Annotated in this window: 16 protein-coding genes; 6 read left to right on the forward strand and 10 right to left on the reverse strand. The window is 71.2% G+C overall.

The window, feature by feature from the left end:
- Positions 1-14: 14 nt before the first annotated feature.
- Entirely contained in the window at positions 15-344 is a 330-nt protein-coding gene (locus JFN87_RS06400) for a hypothetical protein (protein ID WP_209338907.1), read from the forward strand.
- 273 nt (positions 345-617) lie between these two features.
- Positions 618-1,055 (forward strand): hypothetical protein, encoded by a 438-nt coding sequence (locus JFN87_RS06405; protein WP_209338908.1) that lies wholly within the window; start codon positions 618-620, stop codon positions 1,053-1,055.
- Between the two features lie 68 nt (positions 1,056-1,123).
- Here JFN87_RS06405 and JFN87_RS06410 read toward each other — a convergent pair whose 3' ends face one another.
- The 7 genes from JFN87_RS06410 to JFN87_RS06440 all read right to left on the reverse strand — a co-directional run bounded on the left by JFN87_RS06410 (position 1,124) and on the right by JFN87_RS06440 (position 5,281).
- Positions 1,124-1,417 carry a hypothetical protein gene (locus JFN87_RS06410; RefSeq protein ID WP_209338909.1) on the reverse strand — a complete coding sequence of 98 codons (294 nt, stop codon included), beginning with the start codon at positions 1,415-1,417 and terminating at the stop codon, positions 1,124-1,126.
- A complete protein-coding gene (locus JFN87_RS06415) occupies positions 1,414-2,904 on the reverse strand; it encodes a molybdopterin-dependent oxidoreductase (protein ID WP_209338910.1) in 1,491 nt (496 codons plus the stop codon). The genes JFN87_RS06410 and JFN87_RS06415 overlap by 4 nt, the downstream gene beginning before the upstream one ends.
- A 34-nt stretch (positions 2,905-2,938) precedes the next feature.
- The gene (locus JFN87_RS06420; protein WP_209338911.1) at positions 2,939-3,433 is read right to left on the reverse strand and encodes a hypothetical protein; all 495 of its coding nucleotides are present in this window, start codon (positions 3,431-3,433) and stop codon (positions 2,939-2,941) included.
- A gap of 177 nt (positions 3,434-3,610) precedes the next feature.
- Positions 3,611-3,949, reverse strand: coding sequence for a DUF3140 domain-containing protein (locus JFN87_RS06425; RefSeq protein WP_209338912.1), 339 nt, complete (start codon positions 3,947-3,949; stop codon positions 3,611-3,613).
- Between the two features lie 4 nt (positions 3,950-3,953).
- A complete protein-coding gene (locus JFN87_RS06430) occupies positions 3,954-4,184 on the reverse strand; it encodes a hypervirulence associated TUDOR domain-containing protein (RefSeq protein WP_209338913.1) in 231 nt (76 codons plus the stop codon).
- A 241-nt stretch (positions 4,185-4,425) separates the two neighbouring features.
- The gene (locus JFN87_RS06435) at positions 4,426-4,992 is read right to left on the reverse strand and encodes a Dps family protein (RefSeq protein WP_209338914.1); all 567 of its coding nucleotides are present in this window, start codon (positions 4,990-4,992) and stop codon (positions 4,426-4,428) included.
- Positions 4,993-5,026: 34 nt separating this feature from the next.
- Positions 5,027-5,281, reverse strand: a complete 255-nt coding sequence (locus tag JFN87_RS06440) for an HU family DNA-binding protein (protein ID WP_209338915.1) — start codon at positions 5,279-5,281, stop codon at positions 5,027-5,029.
- A gap of 288 nt (positions 5,282-5,569) precedes the next feature.
- On the opposite strand from JFN87_RS06440, the gene JFN87_RS06445 reads away from it, so the two are divergent.
- Positions 5,570-7,807: a TIR domain-containing protein gene (locus JFN87_RS06445; protein ID WP_209338916.1), complete on the forward strand. Its 2,238-nt coding sequence runs from the start codon at positions 5,570-5,572 to the stop codon at positions 7,805-7,807.
- 1 nt (position 7,808) lies between these two features.
- Positions 7,809-10,085 carry a toll/interleukin-1 receptor domain-containing protein gene (locus JFN87_RS06450; RefSeq protein ID WP_209338917.1) on the forward strand — a complete coding sequence of 759 codons (2,277 nt, stop codon included), beginning with the start codon at positions 7,809-7,811 and terminating at the stop codon, positions 10,083-10,085.
- On the opposite strand, the gene JFN87_RS06455 is transcribed toward JFN87_RS06450, so the two are convergent.
- On the reverse strand, positions 10,063-10,959 hold the full coding sequence (locus tag JFN87_RS06455) for a DUF4231 domain-containing protein (RefSeq protein WP_209338918.1): 897 nt from the start codon (positions 10,957-10,959) through the stop codon (positions 10,063-10,065). The genes JFN87_RS06450 and JFN87_RS06455 overlap by 23 nt on opposite strands.
- 90 nt (positions 10,960-11,049) lie before the next feature.
- Positions 11,050-13,101: a phosphocholine-specific phospholipase C gene (locus JFN87_RS06460; RefSeq protein ID WP_209338919.1), complete on the reverse strand. Its 2,052-nt coding sequence runs from the start codon at positions 13,099-13,101 to the stop codon at positions 11,050-11,052.
- Positions 13,102-13,452: 351 nt separating this feature from the next.
- On the opposite strand from JFN87_RS06460, the gene JFN87_RS06465 reads away from it, so the two are divergent.
- On the forward strand, positions 13,453-14,469 hold the full coding sequence (locus tag JFN87_RS06465) for a zinc-dependent alcohol dehydrogenase family protein (RefSeq protein WP_209338920.1): 1,017 nt from the start codon (positions 13,453-13,455) through the stop codon (positions 14,467-14,469).
- On the opposite strand, the gene JFN87_RS06470 is transcribed toward JFN87_RS06465, so the two are convergent.
- Positions 14,459-15,961: an MFS transporter gene (locus tag JFN87_RS06470; RefSeq protein WP_209338921.1), complete on the reverse strand. Its 1,503-nt coding sequence runs from the start codon at positions 15,959-15,961 to the stop codon at positions 14,459-14,461. The genes JFN87_RS06465 and JFN87_RS06470 overlap by 11 nt on opposite strands.
- Positions 15,962-16,147: 186 nt before the next feature.
- On the opposite strand from JFN87_RS06470, the gene JFN87_RS06475 reads away from it, so the two are divergent.
- Positions 16,148-16,702, forward strand: a complete 555-nt coding sequence (locus JFN87_RS06475; RefSeq protein WP_209338922.1) for a TetR/AcrR family transcriptional regulator — start codon at positions 16,148-16,150, stop codon at positions 16,700-16,702.
- The last annotated feature ends 13 nt before the right edge of the window (positions 16,703-16,715 follow it).

Here is a 16,715-nt window from a genome sequence, read left to right on the forward strand (position 1 = left end):
GCGCTGTAGCGGGGGTGGCGGGCGACCTGGATGTGCTGTTCACGCACGTCGAGCAGCTACGGCAACTCGCCGAGGACTCAGACGGTGCCGCTGACAGCGCGCGGGTCTACGACTTCAGCATCCGATGGGGGGCCGTCTTGCACGGGCGGCTGCTGCGGCTGACGTACTACGACGACCGAGGTGCGCTCGCGCCGGCCGACCATATCCGGTACACGCACCTGTGCGCCGAGTTGCGGGACGTCGCTGCCTTGGCCGACCGACTCGGCCTGGCGCCGCCGCCCCTGGGGAAGAAACCGACCGCTGAGCAGGGGCGCACGACATCTGGGCGAAGGCACACGACGTGACGACAGGCATGCGGTGGGCCGGAGTCGTTGGACCGCACTGGTTGACCGCTTCAGCGTCGCGGCGCGCCCTGAATGCGGGCATGGGGCGAGCGCCGAGGATGGTCGCGGCCGGTGCCGGCACACTGCCGGGCCGGCCGCTGACGCGTGGTGCGGCGCTCGTCGATCGACGAGCCGCTGCCCGCGCCCGCGAGCAGGGGATGGGTCGTGCTGGACAGTCCCGTATCGGTGCCACGAGGCCGCGCTGAACACGCCGGTGCGCGGGTCCTGGCTGGCGTGCTGCTGCTGATCGATGCGGGTATCCACGCGTACGAGGTCATCGACGCGGACGTGCCGTTCCTCGTCGGCGGCTTCATCGCCACGGCCGTCGGCGCCGTCGCGGGCGCCTATCTGCTGCTGACGAGCGGACCGCGGCTCGGCTGGGTGCTGGGCGGGCTGACCACCCTGCTGACGTCGATCGGCTACATCGTCACCCGGGCCACGCCCGTGCCCACCGACGAGGACGACTACGGCAACTGGCTCGAGCCGCTCGGCCTCACGTCCCTGATCCTCCAGATCGTCGTCGTCGCGCTTGCGGTATGGGCGCTGACCGGCAGGCACGGCCTGCGCCCGGCTCACCTCGTCCAGGAGGGCAAGGCCGTCACGCCCGGCATGAACCCGGACGAGCCCGGGCCGCAACGCGGCTCCGGGGACGGCAGACCGCCGCGGAGCTGACCGGCCGGCGCCTGCCCCTTGTGCAGCGGGGGCACGCGCGAGCCGCCTGCCGGGCCGGTGCCTGGCGCTCACAAGAACTCTCCGCCGCGCAGCACGATGCCGCTGCGGCGTGCCGGGCAGCTGCGGCGGGGACAGGTCACCGCGAGCATGTAGGCGTCCGGCGCCTCGTCCAGGAAGAGGAAGCCCAGGTGCAGCGCGTCGCCGATGGCCAGCCGGCGGCTGTTTCCACAACCGGGGCAGGCGGCACCGTGGCGGCGCAGCACGCTGTGCGCCCGCCTGCGCTGCTCCTCGCTGAGCGGTGTGATCTCGGGCCGGAGCGCGCTCCTCACCGGGACGCCGGACGCCGGCGGACGGGGCGTCACACTTCCACGTCCTTGTCGTAGAAGACGTTGTCCTCGCGCCAGCCGCCCATGCCTTCGCCGATGGCCGAGTAGTCGGAGACCACCTCGATGCTCTCGATCCACTTCGCCATCTTGAAGCCGACTTGTGTCTCCAGCCGCAACCGGAGCGGGGCGCCGTACTTGATCGGCAGCGGGCCGCCGTTCATGTCGTAGGCGAGCAGGCATTGCGGGTGTTGCGCCAGACTCAGGTCGATGACCTCGTAGAACCGGCCGGCGCCCTCCGCGCTCGGCTCGTCCCGGCCGGTGTCCTGCATCGTCATGAAGCACAGGAAGCGGGCCCCGGGCAGTGGCCCGACCAGATCGAGCACCGTCCGCAGCGGCACTCCGCCCCACTCGCCGACGCTGGACCAGCCCTGCACGCAGTTGTGCAGCACCCGCTGAGTGCTTGGTCGGCCGAGTTCCCGCAGGTCCTGAAGGCTGAAGGCCATCGGGCGTTCCACCAGTCCGCCGACGTGCAGCCGCCAGTCGACGAAGCCGTGCACGGCCATCGCCTTGTACCGCAGTGAGCACGGCGGTTTGCCGTTGACACGGTGCTCCACGGACACCGCACGGCGCGGGTAGTGCTGCCGGGACTCAAGCGGCCGCAGAAGGACGCGACGGGCCGCGGTGACGACCGCCCCGAGGGCGCGCTGCACCGTACGCGGCCGCCGCAGACTGACCACCGTCGCCGCGACGTGCAGCAGCGCGATGCCGGCGAGGATGGCGAGGGACGCCCCGATGGCCCAGTTCAGATCCTGCACGTGGCCGAAGATCATCAACGCGTTCAGCTCCGGCCAGCCCCACCAGCCGATCATGATGAGGTGCACGGCGATGAACGCGAGAAAGGCCAGGAGGCCGAGGGAGTGCAGGCTGCGCGCGGCCTGCCGGCCGCCCCACAGCCGGACGTACCACGGGAAGCGGGCCTCGATGGCGGGGGACTGGGCAGCGCCCGTGAAGATCAGGAACGGAGCCAGCAGGAAGATGACGACGGCGTAGGCCAGCTTCTGCACCGCGTCGAGGGGCTGGCCCGGCAGCAGGGGCGGCAGCTCGAAGCTGAGGTAGGTCAGTACGTCCTGCCAGGCCGTGGAGAACAGCGACCAGTCGTAGGGGATGTAGCGATGCCACTGGCCTGTCGCGAACAGCAGGGCGTAGTAGGTGATGCCGGTCAGGATCCAGCCGATGACGCTGATGAAGTGCCAGTGTCTGCCCATGCCCAGCTGCTTGTGGCCGGGCAGCGACACGAGGGACGAATAGCTCTCCTCCTCGTCCAGAGTGTCGTACAGGCGGCTCGCCGGCATCGTCTTGCGGGTGAAACGAGCCCACTCGGTGCCCGGGTGGCTGTCGTTGCGCCAGTAGAGCTTCGGATGGGTGGCGAGGATCTCCACACCGCTGCGCAGCAGCAGCGTGAGGAACAGGACGTTCACCCAGTGCTCGACGCGCAGCCACACGGGAAAGTTCAACTGCTGCATCGAAGCTCCTCACGCGGGGCCGCACGGCCCGGCATCAGTCCCGCCATCCACGGCGGTCGGGCGCGGCCACGTTGAGTCCGGTCAGGACCGAGAAGTGCAGCGCGACGAACAGGCCGGCGAGAATCATCGAGAAGGTGCCGAGCGGGTAGTCCCACCGGCCCGTCAACACGTCGAGACCGGGGAGACCCAGCGTGCGGCTCGCGAGGTACATCCCGATCGAAGCAAGCGACGCCAGGCTGCCCAGCGCCCACGCCATGTGGCCGCCCCGCCGGGACACGCCCGAACCTTCCCGGGCGCCCGTGACCCACCGCGCCCCGATCCCCACCGCGGCGAGCAGAGCACCGGCGGCGAGCAACGCCAGGTACGCACGGAAGTAGGCCGGCAGTGAGTAGCCAGCGGACAGCAGCCACAGATGCACAGCGGCGATCCCGAGCAGCAACGCCAACGACACGGCCGTGATGAGCGCCGGCACATTGAAGGCGAAGTAACGGTAGAGGGAGATGAGCCGCGCGATGCCGGGCCGGCTCATCGCCGCTTCCACGAGGAGCCGGCGCCGCCTGACCACCGCTGATCGATGAGTGACCGCCATGCTACCGAGCGTAGGCGCGGGGGCGGCCTTCGGCACGACGGGGCGCGCACCGCGGCGAGGCTGTGCGGTGAGGCGGTGCGGCGATGCTGTGCGGCGCGGTCGTGCGGCGCGGCGCGGCTATTCGGCGAGGGGGTCGTGGCCCCAGTTCATCAGGGAGTGCCGCCAGCGCGAGTCGCGGACGTCGCCGGACGGCCGCTGCGCGCGATGCCGGCGGACGTAGCCGACCACGTCGCTCATGTGGTCGTAGTCCGCCGGGGACAGGTCGCCCTTCTTCTTGCGCAGGATGGAGACGATCCGCCGTCCCGAGGCATGACCGACGGACTCGCCGTCGCCGTCCTTGTGCTGTCCGGCAGCCTGCGACTCATCGGTGTCCAGCCACTTCTCCAGCTCGGACGGGGTCATGTTGACCAGGTCCCGGAACTCGTCCCACGTCCTGCGCTGCTCGTCACTCGCCACGGCGCTACTTCTTCTTTTTCAGCGCCGACGGCTTGTGCACGGCCGACCGGCCGGACTTGTCACTGCGCACCTGGTACTGCGGGTCCTCAGGAGAGGCATCCACCGTGCGCCCCGCGGCCTTCGTGCGCTTGGTGACCTTGTCCTCCACCTTTCCCGTGGTCTCGCTGCCGTGGCTGCTCCAGGCGACTTTGTCGCCCTTGGCCGGCGCCTTCTTCCGCGAGCTGTCCTTGGCCATGACCGTGTTCCTCCCAGGCAGAGATACAGCCCCTCATCCACTGTCACGGCTCGAACAGGACCTCGCACCTCGGCGCCTCACGCCCGGTCGGTGCTGCTGCCCTCCACGACGCGTTTGATGTTCGCGAGGGTCTGTTCGAGGCCGGCGCGGATACCTGGGCCGTACTCGTCGGCCTCCAGCCAGGCTTCGCCTTTCGGGCGGTACCAGGTGTGCTCGGGACGTACCGGTGGCCATCAGGCCATCAGGCACGGTCGGATTCGCCGGCGCGGGAGGCGGCCTCGCGCTCCGTGGCGGCGTCCCCGGTGCTGAGCCGGCCGCCGGCGGTCTCCAGATGGGCGCGGACGAACCACTGGAACAGCTCGAGGTTGCGCAGCTGGCCGATGAGCATGTCCTGAGTGACGGGGTCGGTCTCCTCGGTGGCGTCCACGACGCTTCGGTGCTCGGTGATGACGCCGGTGTACACGAGGTCGAGCGCTCCCAGATGCTCGATGGCACCGGCGCGTCCGATGTCGTAGTCGTCCCACGTGCGCTCGCTCACCAGCGCGCCCGGCGTGCCGTGCGGTGAGCCGCCCAGGGTCGAGATGCGCTCGGCAGTCTCGTCGACCATTCCGCGCACTGCCTCGACCTGCGGATCGAGCATCTCGTGAACGGCGATGAAGTGCGGACCCACCACGTTCCAGTGCACGTGCTTGAGCGTGAGAGCGAGATCGTTGAGGGCGTGCAGACGCAGATTCAGCAGGCGCGTGACCTCGCCGCCCGTTTCGACGGAGAGTCCGGGGACTGTGTAGGCGGGAGTGGATGAGCTCATGGGTTCCTGACCTTTCGCGTCTTTTCGGAAACGGCTAGTTCGAGTGCATGAACGCGACGAGCGCCTTGCCGGGGCGCAGTCTGACGGCGCTGGACGGATCCCCCTCAGCGGGCTCGAAACCGCCGAAGCCCAGGAGCGTGACGTGCTCTCCCGCTTTGACCGCCTCGGCGATCGAACCTGGCGTCTCCACTGTCCCGAAGAGCGCGTCAATGACGGTTTCGACCGCGTCGGCCGAGATGCCGCCACCCGTCTTCGGCAGGGTGGCTTCGATGAGCTCTTTCTTGTCCACGTGCACATCCATTTCAACAAATCGGTCGGCCTGGGCCCGGCACACGGCTCGAGGATCTGCTGGACTGGTGTACCGGGACCGCCCCGGTTGTAAACGTCTTCCTTTCGTGTCGACCCGTGTGCGTGGCCCTCCGATCGAGGCGGCTACGCCACATGTGTACGGCCCGCTGGACATACCGCGTGAAGCCGGTGCGCCCCTCGGGCCTTCGGGGTACGAATCCGCCTCGTCACGGCAGTCCTCTCACTCTGATCGCCTTTTGAGGCGACTCCTGCTGTGATGTCATGACGCATGCCTGCGAAAAGAGCCGTTCCCGACATCGCGGTGGTCGCGGTCGCCGAGGATGCCGCCGTGAGCCGGTCGTTATGCCGCTTCCTCCATGACGTCGGGCTGGCTCCGGGCGACGACGCCGGGTCCGCGGACATCGCTGTCGTGGTCATATCCGAGTCGTCGGTGGACGACCCCGTGTGGCAGGAACGGGTCGACGGCTGCCAGGGCGCGCGCGTGGTGCCGGTGCGGGTCGACGGCGTACGCAGCAGTCGCGCGCCGAAATGGCTGCGGTCGCTCAACTGGGTCAATCTGGACGTGAATTCGCCGGTCGACGCATTCGGCATGGTGTTCGTCGCCGCCGTCAGCGACCCCCGGCACGTGCGCGAGCTGCGCAACCTGCGCGCCCAGGCGGACGCGTGGACCGGGGCGGAGCGCAGTCCTGAGCGCCTTATCGGGGACCACCGGCAGGCGGCCGAGGCTCGTGAACTCCTCGCCCTGCTGCGGGAGGACGGCTATATCGACACCTCGGGTTCCGTCGGGGACTTCGTGCAGGCGTCCTACCGGCACACCGGCAAGCAACGGCGGCGCACGCGGCGCCGCCGCACGGTGGCGACGGTGTTCGCGGTCGCCATGGCGCTGATCGTGGCCGTGACGCTGCCGCGCATCCTGAAGACCAGAGGCACGGACTTCAACGCGCTCGTCTCCTTCGGGGACCCCGCGGTCAGTCGCGTCATGCCGCAGTGGACCTCGCTGCAATCGGCTTCGCTGCTGCTGCGCGGCAACGCACACCAGAAGTCGCTGGCGCGGCAGTCGCTGGCCTCGCTGCTGTCTCTGCCGTGGTCGCTCGGCGAACCCGTCGTGGAAATCGGCGGGCGCTCCGAGACGATCGACGGCGTGGCGCTCCTGCCCGGTGGCGGGCAGGCGGCCCTGCTCGTGCGCGACGTTCCCACCGGCGTCGACAGCCTCGGCCTCTACGACGTCCACCAGGGCGCGGTCCGCCGGCAGATTCGCCTGGGCGCGGGCTACGCCGACATCGCGGCCGGAGGCGACGGCCGTACGGTCGTGGCTGTCGGAAAGAAGGGCACCGCGGTGATCGACCTCCTGTCGCGGAAGGTACGCCGGTTCGCGCACGTGGAGAGCGGATACGCCGTCGCCGGGATGACCCGGCGGGGTGACGTGGTGGTGGGGCGCCGGCACCAACTCGTCGTCGGCTCCGTCCATGACGGGGCCTTCCGCTCCGTCGGTCCACGCTACGACGAACTGCTGGACGTCAGGCCGACCGGCGACGGCGGCGCTCGCGCCCTGGTGGTTGCGGCACCGGGCCACTACCGCTTGCTGAACGCCCTGACCGGTGCGGTCCTGGCGAGCGCCGACACCGGCAAGCCGCTGATCGCGGCAGGCGCGGTCGCGCCCGACGAGGTCTCCGCGGTCTTCGCCGGAGCCGACCGGCAGCTGTGGCGGCTCGTCCCCGGTCACGCGCCCGCCGCCACCGGCGTCGCGGTGCCCGACCGCACCGAGACGATGGGCCTCCTGCGAGACGGGCGCGTGGTCGTGGGCGGGCAGGACCAGCCGGCGCACGTCGTCCGGCTGGCTGACGGCGGCGACCTCGGGACCGTGTGCAGCGACGTGCCGCAGCTGCGGATCCTCGAGATGTCCCTCTACGGCGATCAACTGGGCTGCTGGGGGCTGTACAACACAACCCTGTGGCAGGCGCCCCCCGGGCCACTTCCCGCGCACACCCCACCCCCCGACGCAGGCCTCAGCACAAAAGCGGGCGCCGACGGTCCGACGGCGACGGTACGCGCCGACGGCGGGCGCATCCTGGTCAAGCCGGCCGGGCGCAACGGCTTCTCCCTTCGCCTCTTCAACGACGCCATTTCCGTCATGGCTCTATCGGCGGACGGCTCCCAACTGGTGGCCGCCACTTCGCGCGGCGAGGTGGCGGTGGTCTCGCTGCGGATGGGTGACGATGTCCCACGCGTGGTGGCGAGCTGGCGCATTCCGGGCGGCCAACCGGCCACGGCTGCCGGGTGGTCCGGCACGTCTCCGTTGGTGAGAGCGGGTGACGGTCTGCTCTGGCGGGTGCCGTCCTGCCCCGGCTGCACCACCGACCAGGGGCTCATAGCCCGCCTGAAGGCGCGGCTGAACGGCTGCTGGATCCCTCGCCAGCTCAAGAACGTGGACGCCGCGACCCGGCGCACGCTCGACGCCCACGAGTGCCGGCCGCTGCCGGAACCGTCCACGCCGGTGGAGGACTGACATGCTGCACAGCGTCTTCATCTCCTACAGCAGGCAGGACAGTTCGTGGGCCGATGCGCTGGTCCGCGACCTGACGGGGCAGGGTGTGCGGTGCTGGATCGACCGTGAGGGCATTCCGTTCTCCGTACCGTGGCGGGACGAGGTCGAGGACGCCGTCCAGGCATGCGACCTCTTCCTCGTCTGCGACTCGGAGCACTGGCGTGCCTCGTCGGCCTGCGCCACCGAGGCGGCATACGCCCTGCGGTACGGCAAGGTGCGGCTGGAGGTCCCCGTCGGACGGGACGTCGACACGGCCGCGCAACAAGTCGCCCGCGCCTGGCGGCAGGCCGCCCGCCGGCACGGGACGGCGACCGAACTGTCCGTGAGGGCGCGGGACTGGGACGCCGACGGCCGGTCGCACAAGGGCCTCGCGCCCTGGCGGCTGCGCCGAAAGTTCGACGCCCTGCGCGGCGAACGCGCTTTGTCCGCAGTGGAGTCGGCCTACATCGCGGCGAGCCGACGGCGCACCAGGCGGCAGACCGCGGCGTCCGGTGCCCTGACTCTTCTGCTGCTCGTCGCCTACGTCTCGGGGCAGGTCGCGCCCGGCGTGGAGAAGGAGGTCAACAAGAGGCTGGCGGCGCAGTCCGACCGCTTCAGCGACACCCGTGCCGCGCTCGCCGTGATCGACGCGGACCCCTACCGGGGGCTGCGACTTGCCTCGGGACTCGGCTCCGACGAGTCGGTGGCGGACGCCCAGATCCTCGAAGCCGCACTCGCGGTGGACCTGCCCGACGACGCGTTCACCCTCCCCGTCGCAGGACGGCGGTTCGCCACCCCGACGGTCGGTGCTCTGGTGCGGGTCACCGCAGAGGACGGCTCGACCTGGGCGCGTGGAGCCGCTGACCGCACGCGGCGCTCGGCAACGCGCTCCGGGGCGGGCGGCGTGGGAGAGAAGCCCTCGGCGGACGGTGCCCCGACCGTGACGTCCCGGGCCGGCTCCGCCCGTCTGGAAGTGCTGTCAGGCGACGGCTCCCTGCGCAGGGTCGTCCTGCCTGCCGCCGCCCGCGGGACCGCCCGGCTCTCACCCGACCAGCGGTGGGTGGCGGTACCCACGGATGCCGGGATCGCCCTCGTCGACATCGGCCGTGGCACCGTACGGGACGTCCTGGCCGGAGCACCGGGGCTTGTCACGGACGTGGCGTGGGCGGCGAAGGGGGACAGGATCTGGGGCCTGGCGGGTTCCTCCGTCGTCTCCTGGAAACTCGCCGACGGGAAGCTGCTGCTGGACGAGCCCGGCTCGTGGTTCCAGGACCTCTTCCCCGCGCAGGACACCGCGCATCTGTGGGTCGCGAGCCGGAACGGCGAACTGCGGCTGCTGGCCGCGCACTCGGGCACAGTCGTCCGGACCCTGAAGGTCCACGGCACGATAAGTTTCGCGGCGTCCGACCGGGGTGGCAAGCACGCGGTCGTGGCGGCCGTGGGGGATGCGGCGGGCCGCGTGCGTGTGGTCGACCTGGCGACGGGCGCGACCACGCCCGTCGCCACACCGTCCGGCTGCACACCGGGCAGACCCGTCTACGCCCGCGACGGCCGCCACTTCTACGTGCCGTGTCTGTACTCCGACATCCTCGTGGTCGACGCCGGCTCGCTGCGGGTGACCGGCCGGATCGATGTGCCTCAGCCAGGCGTCACGGCCGTCGCCCTCGACCCGTCGGGCGACGGCCTCTTCCTCACCACGGTCAAGGGCGACGTCGACAGCGCCGTCCCCGGGTCCGCGCCTGTCCTGCTCCACCGGGTGGGCTGTGCGCCAGGCATCGAGGCCATCGCCACCGCACCCGGCCCCCGCATACTGCCCGTCGGTACCGGAACCGGCGTGTCCGGCTGTACGCAGATCGCTCGCCCCGAGGGCCACGACGGCTACCGGTGGGACACTCTCATGGACGCACCACCGGACTCCGTTCTCGCTCTCGCCGCGGCCTACGACCCGACCGGCGCGGCCTTCGCCATCGGATACAGCGACGGCTCCGTCGTCCTTCACCCGAGCGACAACGCCATGCCACGGCAGGTGCTTTCGCACATTCCCGGTGGCGTGAGGTCCCTGCTCACCCTGCCGGCGGCAGCCGGCTCCGGCTCGCTCTACGTGGCCACGAGGGCCGGGGTGCTCGTGCGCGTACCGTGGTGCCCGAGCTGCCTGAGCAACAAGGCCATGGCAAAGGTGGCAGGCCGGCGTCTGCGGCACGCACAGGACTTGGGCCTTGCGCCCACGGGGGCAACGGCTAAGCCTCGGACGTCCACTTGACCATCCAGGTGTCGTTGAGTACCGAGATGACGTGCTCGCACCGGCTCACCAGTGTGTCCTGCGCCGCCGGACCGTGATCGGCCGACACGTCCCACTCGCAGAGTAGCCGCTCCAACTCGGCGGCCGTACGCAGGAACTCCAGCTCCTGGTATTCGTACTTGGCCGCGGTGGCGTAGGCCACGAGCGCCGCCGCCACGGTGGACACCGCCGCGACCCAGGCCGCCAGCTGTTCGACGTGAAAGGCGCCGCTCCCCGCCGCGAGCAGCACTCCCAGGGCGCCGAGCCCCAGTTCCGCGCGGCGCACTGCCCTCAGCCGGCGGTGCATCCGGGCGGCCCGTGGCCGGTAGTAACCGGTGATCTGGCCGCGCAGCCTGACCTGCACGTAGGAGTCGACATCGCTTACCGCCGGGAGCGGCCTGGACGGGTCGAGGGTCATGCCCGCGATGTGCGGCAGCAGGTCGGCGGCCTCCGCGCGTATGCCGTCGACGGTGCGCTGCAGCAGTGCGGGCGCGTCTGCCGTGCTCCGGTAAGGGCCGACGCCGGCGAGGAAGCGGTAGATCTCGGTCTTGTACGCCTCGCTGATCGATCGCAGCCGTGTCCAGTCCTGCACCTGCGTCCGCCCCACCTGCCGGTTGAGCAACGGTACGGCCCCCGCCGCGACAGCCGCGGCGAAGGCGGCCCACCGTGCCGCGTTCGGATGACCGCTCCCGAGCTGGGCGGCCCCCGCTCCCGACACGGCTGCCAGCACTCCGCACAACAGCGCCCAGGCCCGCACCCGTCCGATGGCTCGTTTCTGCCGGTCGGCAGCCTTCGACCACCCGGCCTGCTGGGCCCAGGAGTCCACGGCGAAGTGTGCTGCACCGGCGGTCTGCATGCCACGAATTATCGTGGTACGCACCGGCGGTTGACCACCGTTCCGCCGCGGAGGAACGCGGTGATGTCGTCGGCGGCGCCCCCGCCGGGGTCAGCCGCTGAGGCTCGGCTCGCCTGTTTCGAGGTGGCCCGTGAAGCGCTGGGACCAGCTGGAGTCCGTACTCGCGGTGACGGTGAAGTCGTACCAGCCGTGGCAGTAGTAGACGGTGTTGAAGAAGTCGCTCGTGGACGAGCCGGGCTGGACGGTGTAGGTCCAGGGGCCGTCGGAGCGGTAGGCGTTGGCGGTGATGGTGAAGGTCGTCGACGTGCTGCCGTTGTTCGCAAGCTTGAAGAAGACGGCGAGCTTGCCCGTGGTCGGGGCGTCGGCGTAGTAGGCGGTCACGGCGAGATCGGTGCCCGGCTTGCCGGCGTCGCCGCGGAAGCGGCGCTGGAAGCGGTTGGGGCCGACGACGGTGAGGTCGTAGGGGCCGTCGCCGAAGGCCGGCCCGCAGTTGAAGAAGTCCTCGGTCGTGGCGTTCGGCGCGAGCGTGTACTGCCAGGGGCCGCCGCCGCGGTAGGCGTTGACGTAGGCGGAGAAGTGGGTCGCCGCGGAGCCGCCGTTGGCCATGGCGATCCAGTACTGGACGGCGCCGTTGGAGCCGAAGGTGAAGCGGTCGAGGTTGGCGCTCGGCTGGTACGGCAGCGCCCGGGCGGGCCGGGTGCCCGGCTCCTGGGCGGGCAGCGCGTTGTCCACGGGCGCGGGGTTGGCCACCGGCGCGCAGACGGCCAGACCGATGGTGGCCGAGGTGTCCGGCAGCGACGGCAGGCCGTAGACGGGGTGGGCGAAGTCGAACGCGCTGGTCAGGTCGCCGCAGACCTGGCGGCGCCAGTCGCTGATGTTCGGGCATGTGGCCGGCTTGCCGATGGCCGCGGTCCACTTCTCCAGGAACCGCAGCACCGAGGTGTGGTCGAAGACCTGGGAGTCGACCCAGCCGCCGCGGCTCCACGGGGAGATGACGATCATCGGGACCCGGAAGCCGAGGCCGATGTTGGTGCCGTTCACGAACTCGCCCGCGGTGCCGGACGGGGCCACGGGAGGCGGGACGTGGTCGAAGAAGCCGTCGTTCTCGTCGTAGTTGAGCAGCATGATGGTCGAGTTGAAGACGTCCTCGTCGGCGGCGAGCGCGTTGATCACCTCGTGCACGAAGTGTGCGCCGTCCTCCGGAGTGGCGTAGGGGTGCTCGGAGGAGGCCTGGTCCGAGACGATCCAGGAGACCTGGGGGAGTGTGCCGGCCTTCACGTCGGCCGCGACGGCCGCGGCGATGTCGTCCGGGGTCCTGCCCGTCCTGCGCGGGACCGAGCCCATGCCCTTGGTGGCGAGCGCGCTGCCGGACGGGGCGTCGGCGAACTGCGTGAAGTACGCGAGGGCGTTGTCCGAGAAGTTGTCGTCGGCGTTCTGGTAGAGCTTCCAGCTCACGCCCGCGTCCTCCAGCGCCTCCGCGTACGTCTGCCAGCGCAGGCCGGACTCCGACCCGCCGTCGATGGCAGGACCTCCCGCCGTACCGGCCGGGTCGATCGTGCCGCTCCAGTGGTAGGTGCGGTTCGGGCCGGTCGCGCTGATGACGGAGGAGTGGTAGGCGTCGCAGATGGTCCACGCGTCGGCGAGCGCGTAGTGGAAGGGGATGTCGTCGCGCGTGAGGTGGCCGAGGGTGCGGACGTTGCCCTTGGCGGCCACCCAGGCGTCGAGCTTGCCGCCGTTCCAGGCCGTGTGCTGGTCGGACCAGCCGTGCGCGAGGTCGCCGCTGCACTGCGCCATCCGCTCGGGGTCCGCGCCCCCGGACGGCGATGTCGCGCTGAACTGCCACGGGTACTGGCGTCCTGAGCCGTTGGGCTGGTTGAAGACGCTGTGGCCGCCGGCGATCCGGATCGCGCTGCGGTCGGCGAAGCCGCGTACGCCCTTGAGCGTGCCGAAGTAGTGGTCGAAGCCGCGGTTCTCCTGCATGACGATCACGATGTGCTTGGCGGCGGTCAGGTCGCCGGCGGTGGACCGGGCCGTCTCGGCCGCGGCGGCGGTGCCCGCGCCCACTGCCGAGGCCCCCGCGACCACCGCACCGGCCGCGCCCGCGGAGAGGGCCACGAACTTGCGCCGCGTCAGTTCGGTCATGGTCCTGTCATCCCTCTTCCCGGGCGGCACCGCGGGTGCCGGAAACACGCGTTGGGGTTTGTGTGCAATTGCGTGCTACGTGGAGCCAGCCGAACAGGTTCGAGCGAAAGATCCCATCGGGCCTCTGCGCTGTCAAGGGCGCCAGGGCCGCTGAAGCGGCGGGGAGGTACTGCCGGTACACCCTTCGGCAGTGACTCGGTACACGTGGCCGAAAAGGGTTACCTGGATGACGTGGTGCTTCCGCGCCGGCCACGGACGAGGGCCGACGCGGGCGCGCCCCGCACGCGACCGCACGCGGCGCCCGCCCAGCGGCGCGCCGCCCGCCCCCGAGCACGAAAAGGTGTCCCTCTGATGCGCGGAGCAGTGATTCACGCACCCGGTGACGTCCGCTTCGAGACGCTGGACGACCCGAAGATCCTCCACCCCACGGACGCGATCATCCGTACCGCCGTGACTTGCGTGTGCGGCTCCGATCTGTGGCCCTGGCGCGGTGTCGAGCCGGTCGACGAACCCCATCCGATGGGGCACGAGTACGTCGGCTTCGTCGAGGAGGTCGGCTCCGGGGTCACCGCGGTCGCGCCCGGCCAGTTCGTGGTCGGCTCGTTCGCGACCTCGGACAACACCTGCGCCAACTGCGAGAACGGCTTCCAGTCCAGTTGTCTGAACCGCGAGTTCATGTCCACGTGCCAGGCCGACTACGTGCGGATCCCCAACGCGCAGGGCAGCCTGGTGGCGACCGACGGCGTGCCCGGCGAGGACCTGTGGCCGTCCCTGCTGGCCGTCTCGGACGTCATGGGCACCGGCTGGTGGGCCGCCGACGCCGCCGAGGTCGGGCCCGGCTCGACCGCCGTGGTGGTGGGGGACGGCGCGGTCGGCCTGTGCGGGGTGATCGCGGCCAGGGCGATGGGCGCCGAGCGGATCATCGCCATGTCACGCCATGAGCCCCGGCAGGAGCTGGCCCGGGAGTTCGGCGCGACCGACGTCGTCACCGAGCGCGGGGACGAGGGCGTCCGGCGGATCAAGGAGCTGACCGGCGGGATCGGCGCCGACAGCGTCCTGGAGTGCGTCGGCACGGACGAATCCATGCGGCAGGCCCTGCACTCCGCACGCCCCGGCGGCAACGTCGGGTTCGTCGGCGTCCCCCACGGCGTCGCCGTGGACGGGCAGGAGCTGTTCTTCTCCCACGCCGGCCTGCGCGGCGGCCCCGCCCCCGTGCGCCGCTACCTCCCCGACCTCATCCGCCTCGTCCAGTCGGGACGCATCGACCCGGGCAGGGTCTTCGACCTCACCCTGCCGCTCGACCAGGTCGCCGAGGGCTACAAGGCGATGGACGAGCGCCGCGCCATCAAGACCCTGCTCACTCCCTGACCGGCTCGCCCGTCCGCGCCGCCGTCCTCAGCAGGAGCGCGAGCGGCGCGGAGGCGACGCTGATCGCGGCGATGACGTAGAACGCGACCCGGTAGCCGTCGACGACGGCCGCGGCGCCGGTCGCGGCGCCGGCCGCCCGGCTGTGGTCGGTGACGGTGGACGCGACGGTGACCAGGACCGCGAGGCCCAGGGCCCCGCTGAGCTGGCGACACATGTTGATCAGGCCCGAGGCCACGCCCGCGTCGCGCGGGGCGACGCCGGCCGTCGCCGCGACGATCGCCGGCATCATCATCATGCTCGTACCGGCGCCGACGACCAGGGTGGGCAGCAGGATGTCGCCCACGTAGCCGGGGTCGGCGGGCAGCCGGGCGAGCCACACCAGACCCGCGGCGGTGACCAGGGCGCCGCCCACCACGAGGCGCCGCGGGCCGATCGCGGGGATCAGCCTCTGCGAGACGAGGACCCCGACGCTGATCACGGCGGCCATCGGCAGCAGCGAGAGTCCGGTGCGCAGCGCGCTGTGCCCCAGCACCTGCTGCAGGTAGAGGGAGAGGAAGAACAGCGGCGTCATGATCACCACGCCCAGGCACAGGGTCAGGACGTTGCCGATCCGCACGTTGTGGAGGGCGAACACCGCGGGCGGGACCAGCGGCTCGGCCGCGCGGCGCTCGATCGCGACGAACGCGGCGAGCAGCACGAGCCCGCCGATCAGCAGCGTGAGGACCTCGGCCGAGCCCCAGCCGTGGTCAGGGGCGATCGACACGCCGTAGACGATCGCGGCGGCCGACAGCGTGATCGTCACGGCGCCCGGCAGGTCCACGGGCCGGTTTGTGCCGGATCCGCGCCCGGCGGAGGCGGACGCGGAGGGCCGCAGGCAGGCCAGGCTCGCGGCGAGCAGACCCGCGCCGATCGGGACGTTGACCAGCATCACCCAGCGCCAGCTCAGCGACGCGGTCAGCAGCCCGCCGAGCACGGTGCCCGCGGCTCCCGCGGAGGAGGCCGCGACGCCCCACCACGTCATCGCGCGCGTACGGGCGGCGGGCTCGGTGTGGCTCGCGGTGATCAGGCTCAGGCTCGACGGCGCGAGCGCGGCGGCGCCCGCGCCCTGGACCAGGCGTGCCGCCAGCAGCATCCAGCCGCCCTGGGCGAGCCCACCGAAGAGACTGGCCGCGGTGAAGACCGCGAGACCTGTCTGGAAGACCCGCCGGCGGCCGAACAGGTCGCCGGCGCGCGCGGCGAGCAGCAGCAGGCCGCCGAACGTGATCAGGTACCCGTTGACGACCCACTGCTGCGCGGTGACCGACAGGCCGAGGCCCGCTTTCATCGACGGGAGCGCGACGTTCACGATGCTGGAGTCGAGCACCACCATGAACTGGGCGACGCACGCGATCGCGGCGACGGCCGCCAGGCGCACGCCCGGCTTGGCGACCTCCTGCGCCGCGGGCCGCGTGGGGGACGTCACCGTCGCCACACTGGGACGTTCGTGAGACATGGGGCAGCTCCTTGACGCATGGCCGGATCGCTGGACGGCCGGATGGCCGGATCGCCTGTCCGGCACGCCTGCGAGAAATGGCGGATAGGCTGTCCGCCAACTGTAGAGCGATACCGGATAGGCTGTCCACCACTGCCGCGATCCGGGTGGCAGGCGCAGAGCGCCAGGAGCGAAGGGACCAGCGACATGGCTTCGGACAAGGCGTCGTTCCCCACCAGGCGGGCCGCCGCCGAACGCAACCGCGACCGGATCCTCGCGGTCGCCCGGGACGCCTTCGCCGGCGGCGGGACGTCCCTCTCCATGGCCGAGATCGCGCGGCGCGCGGGCGTCGGCATGGCGACGCTGTACCGCAACTTCCCCGGGCGCCGTGAGCTGCTCGAAGCGCTCTACGCCGACGAGGTCGACGCGCTCTGCGAGGCAGCGGTCATCGAGGAGGGCCAGGCTCCGGGCGAGGCGCTCACCGTCTGGCTGCGCCGCCAGTTCGACTTCATCCCGCACAAGCGCCTCATCGTGTCCGAGCTGCTGGTCCACGCCGGTGAGGGCGGTGTCCCCAGCCGCCGCGGACGGGCGCTCGACGCCGGACGGCCGCTGCTGGCCGCCGCGCAGGACGCACACGAGATCCGCGACGACCTCACGCTGGAGCAGATCTTCGACCTGATCGTGGCCATCGCGAGGATCGAGGGCTCCCCCGACTACCTCGAACCGATCATCGAGACCATGCTGGACGGGCTCAGGGCGTAAGCGCGGCGAGAGG

The organism is Streptomyces montanisoli (assembly GCF_017813245.1).
GTDB lineage: Bacteria > Actinomycetota > Actinomycetes > Streptomycetales > Streptomycetaceae > Streptomyces > Streptomyces montanisoli.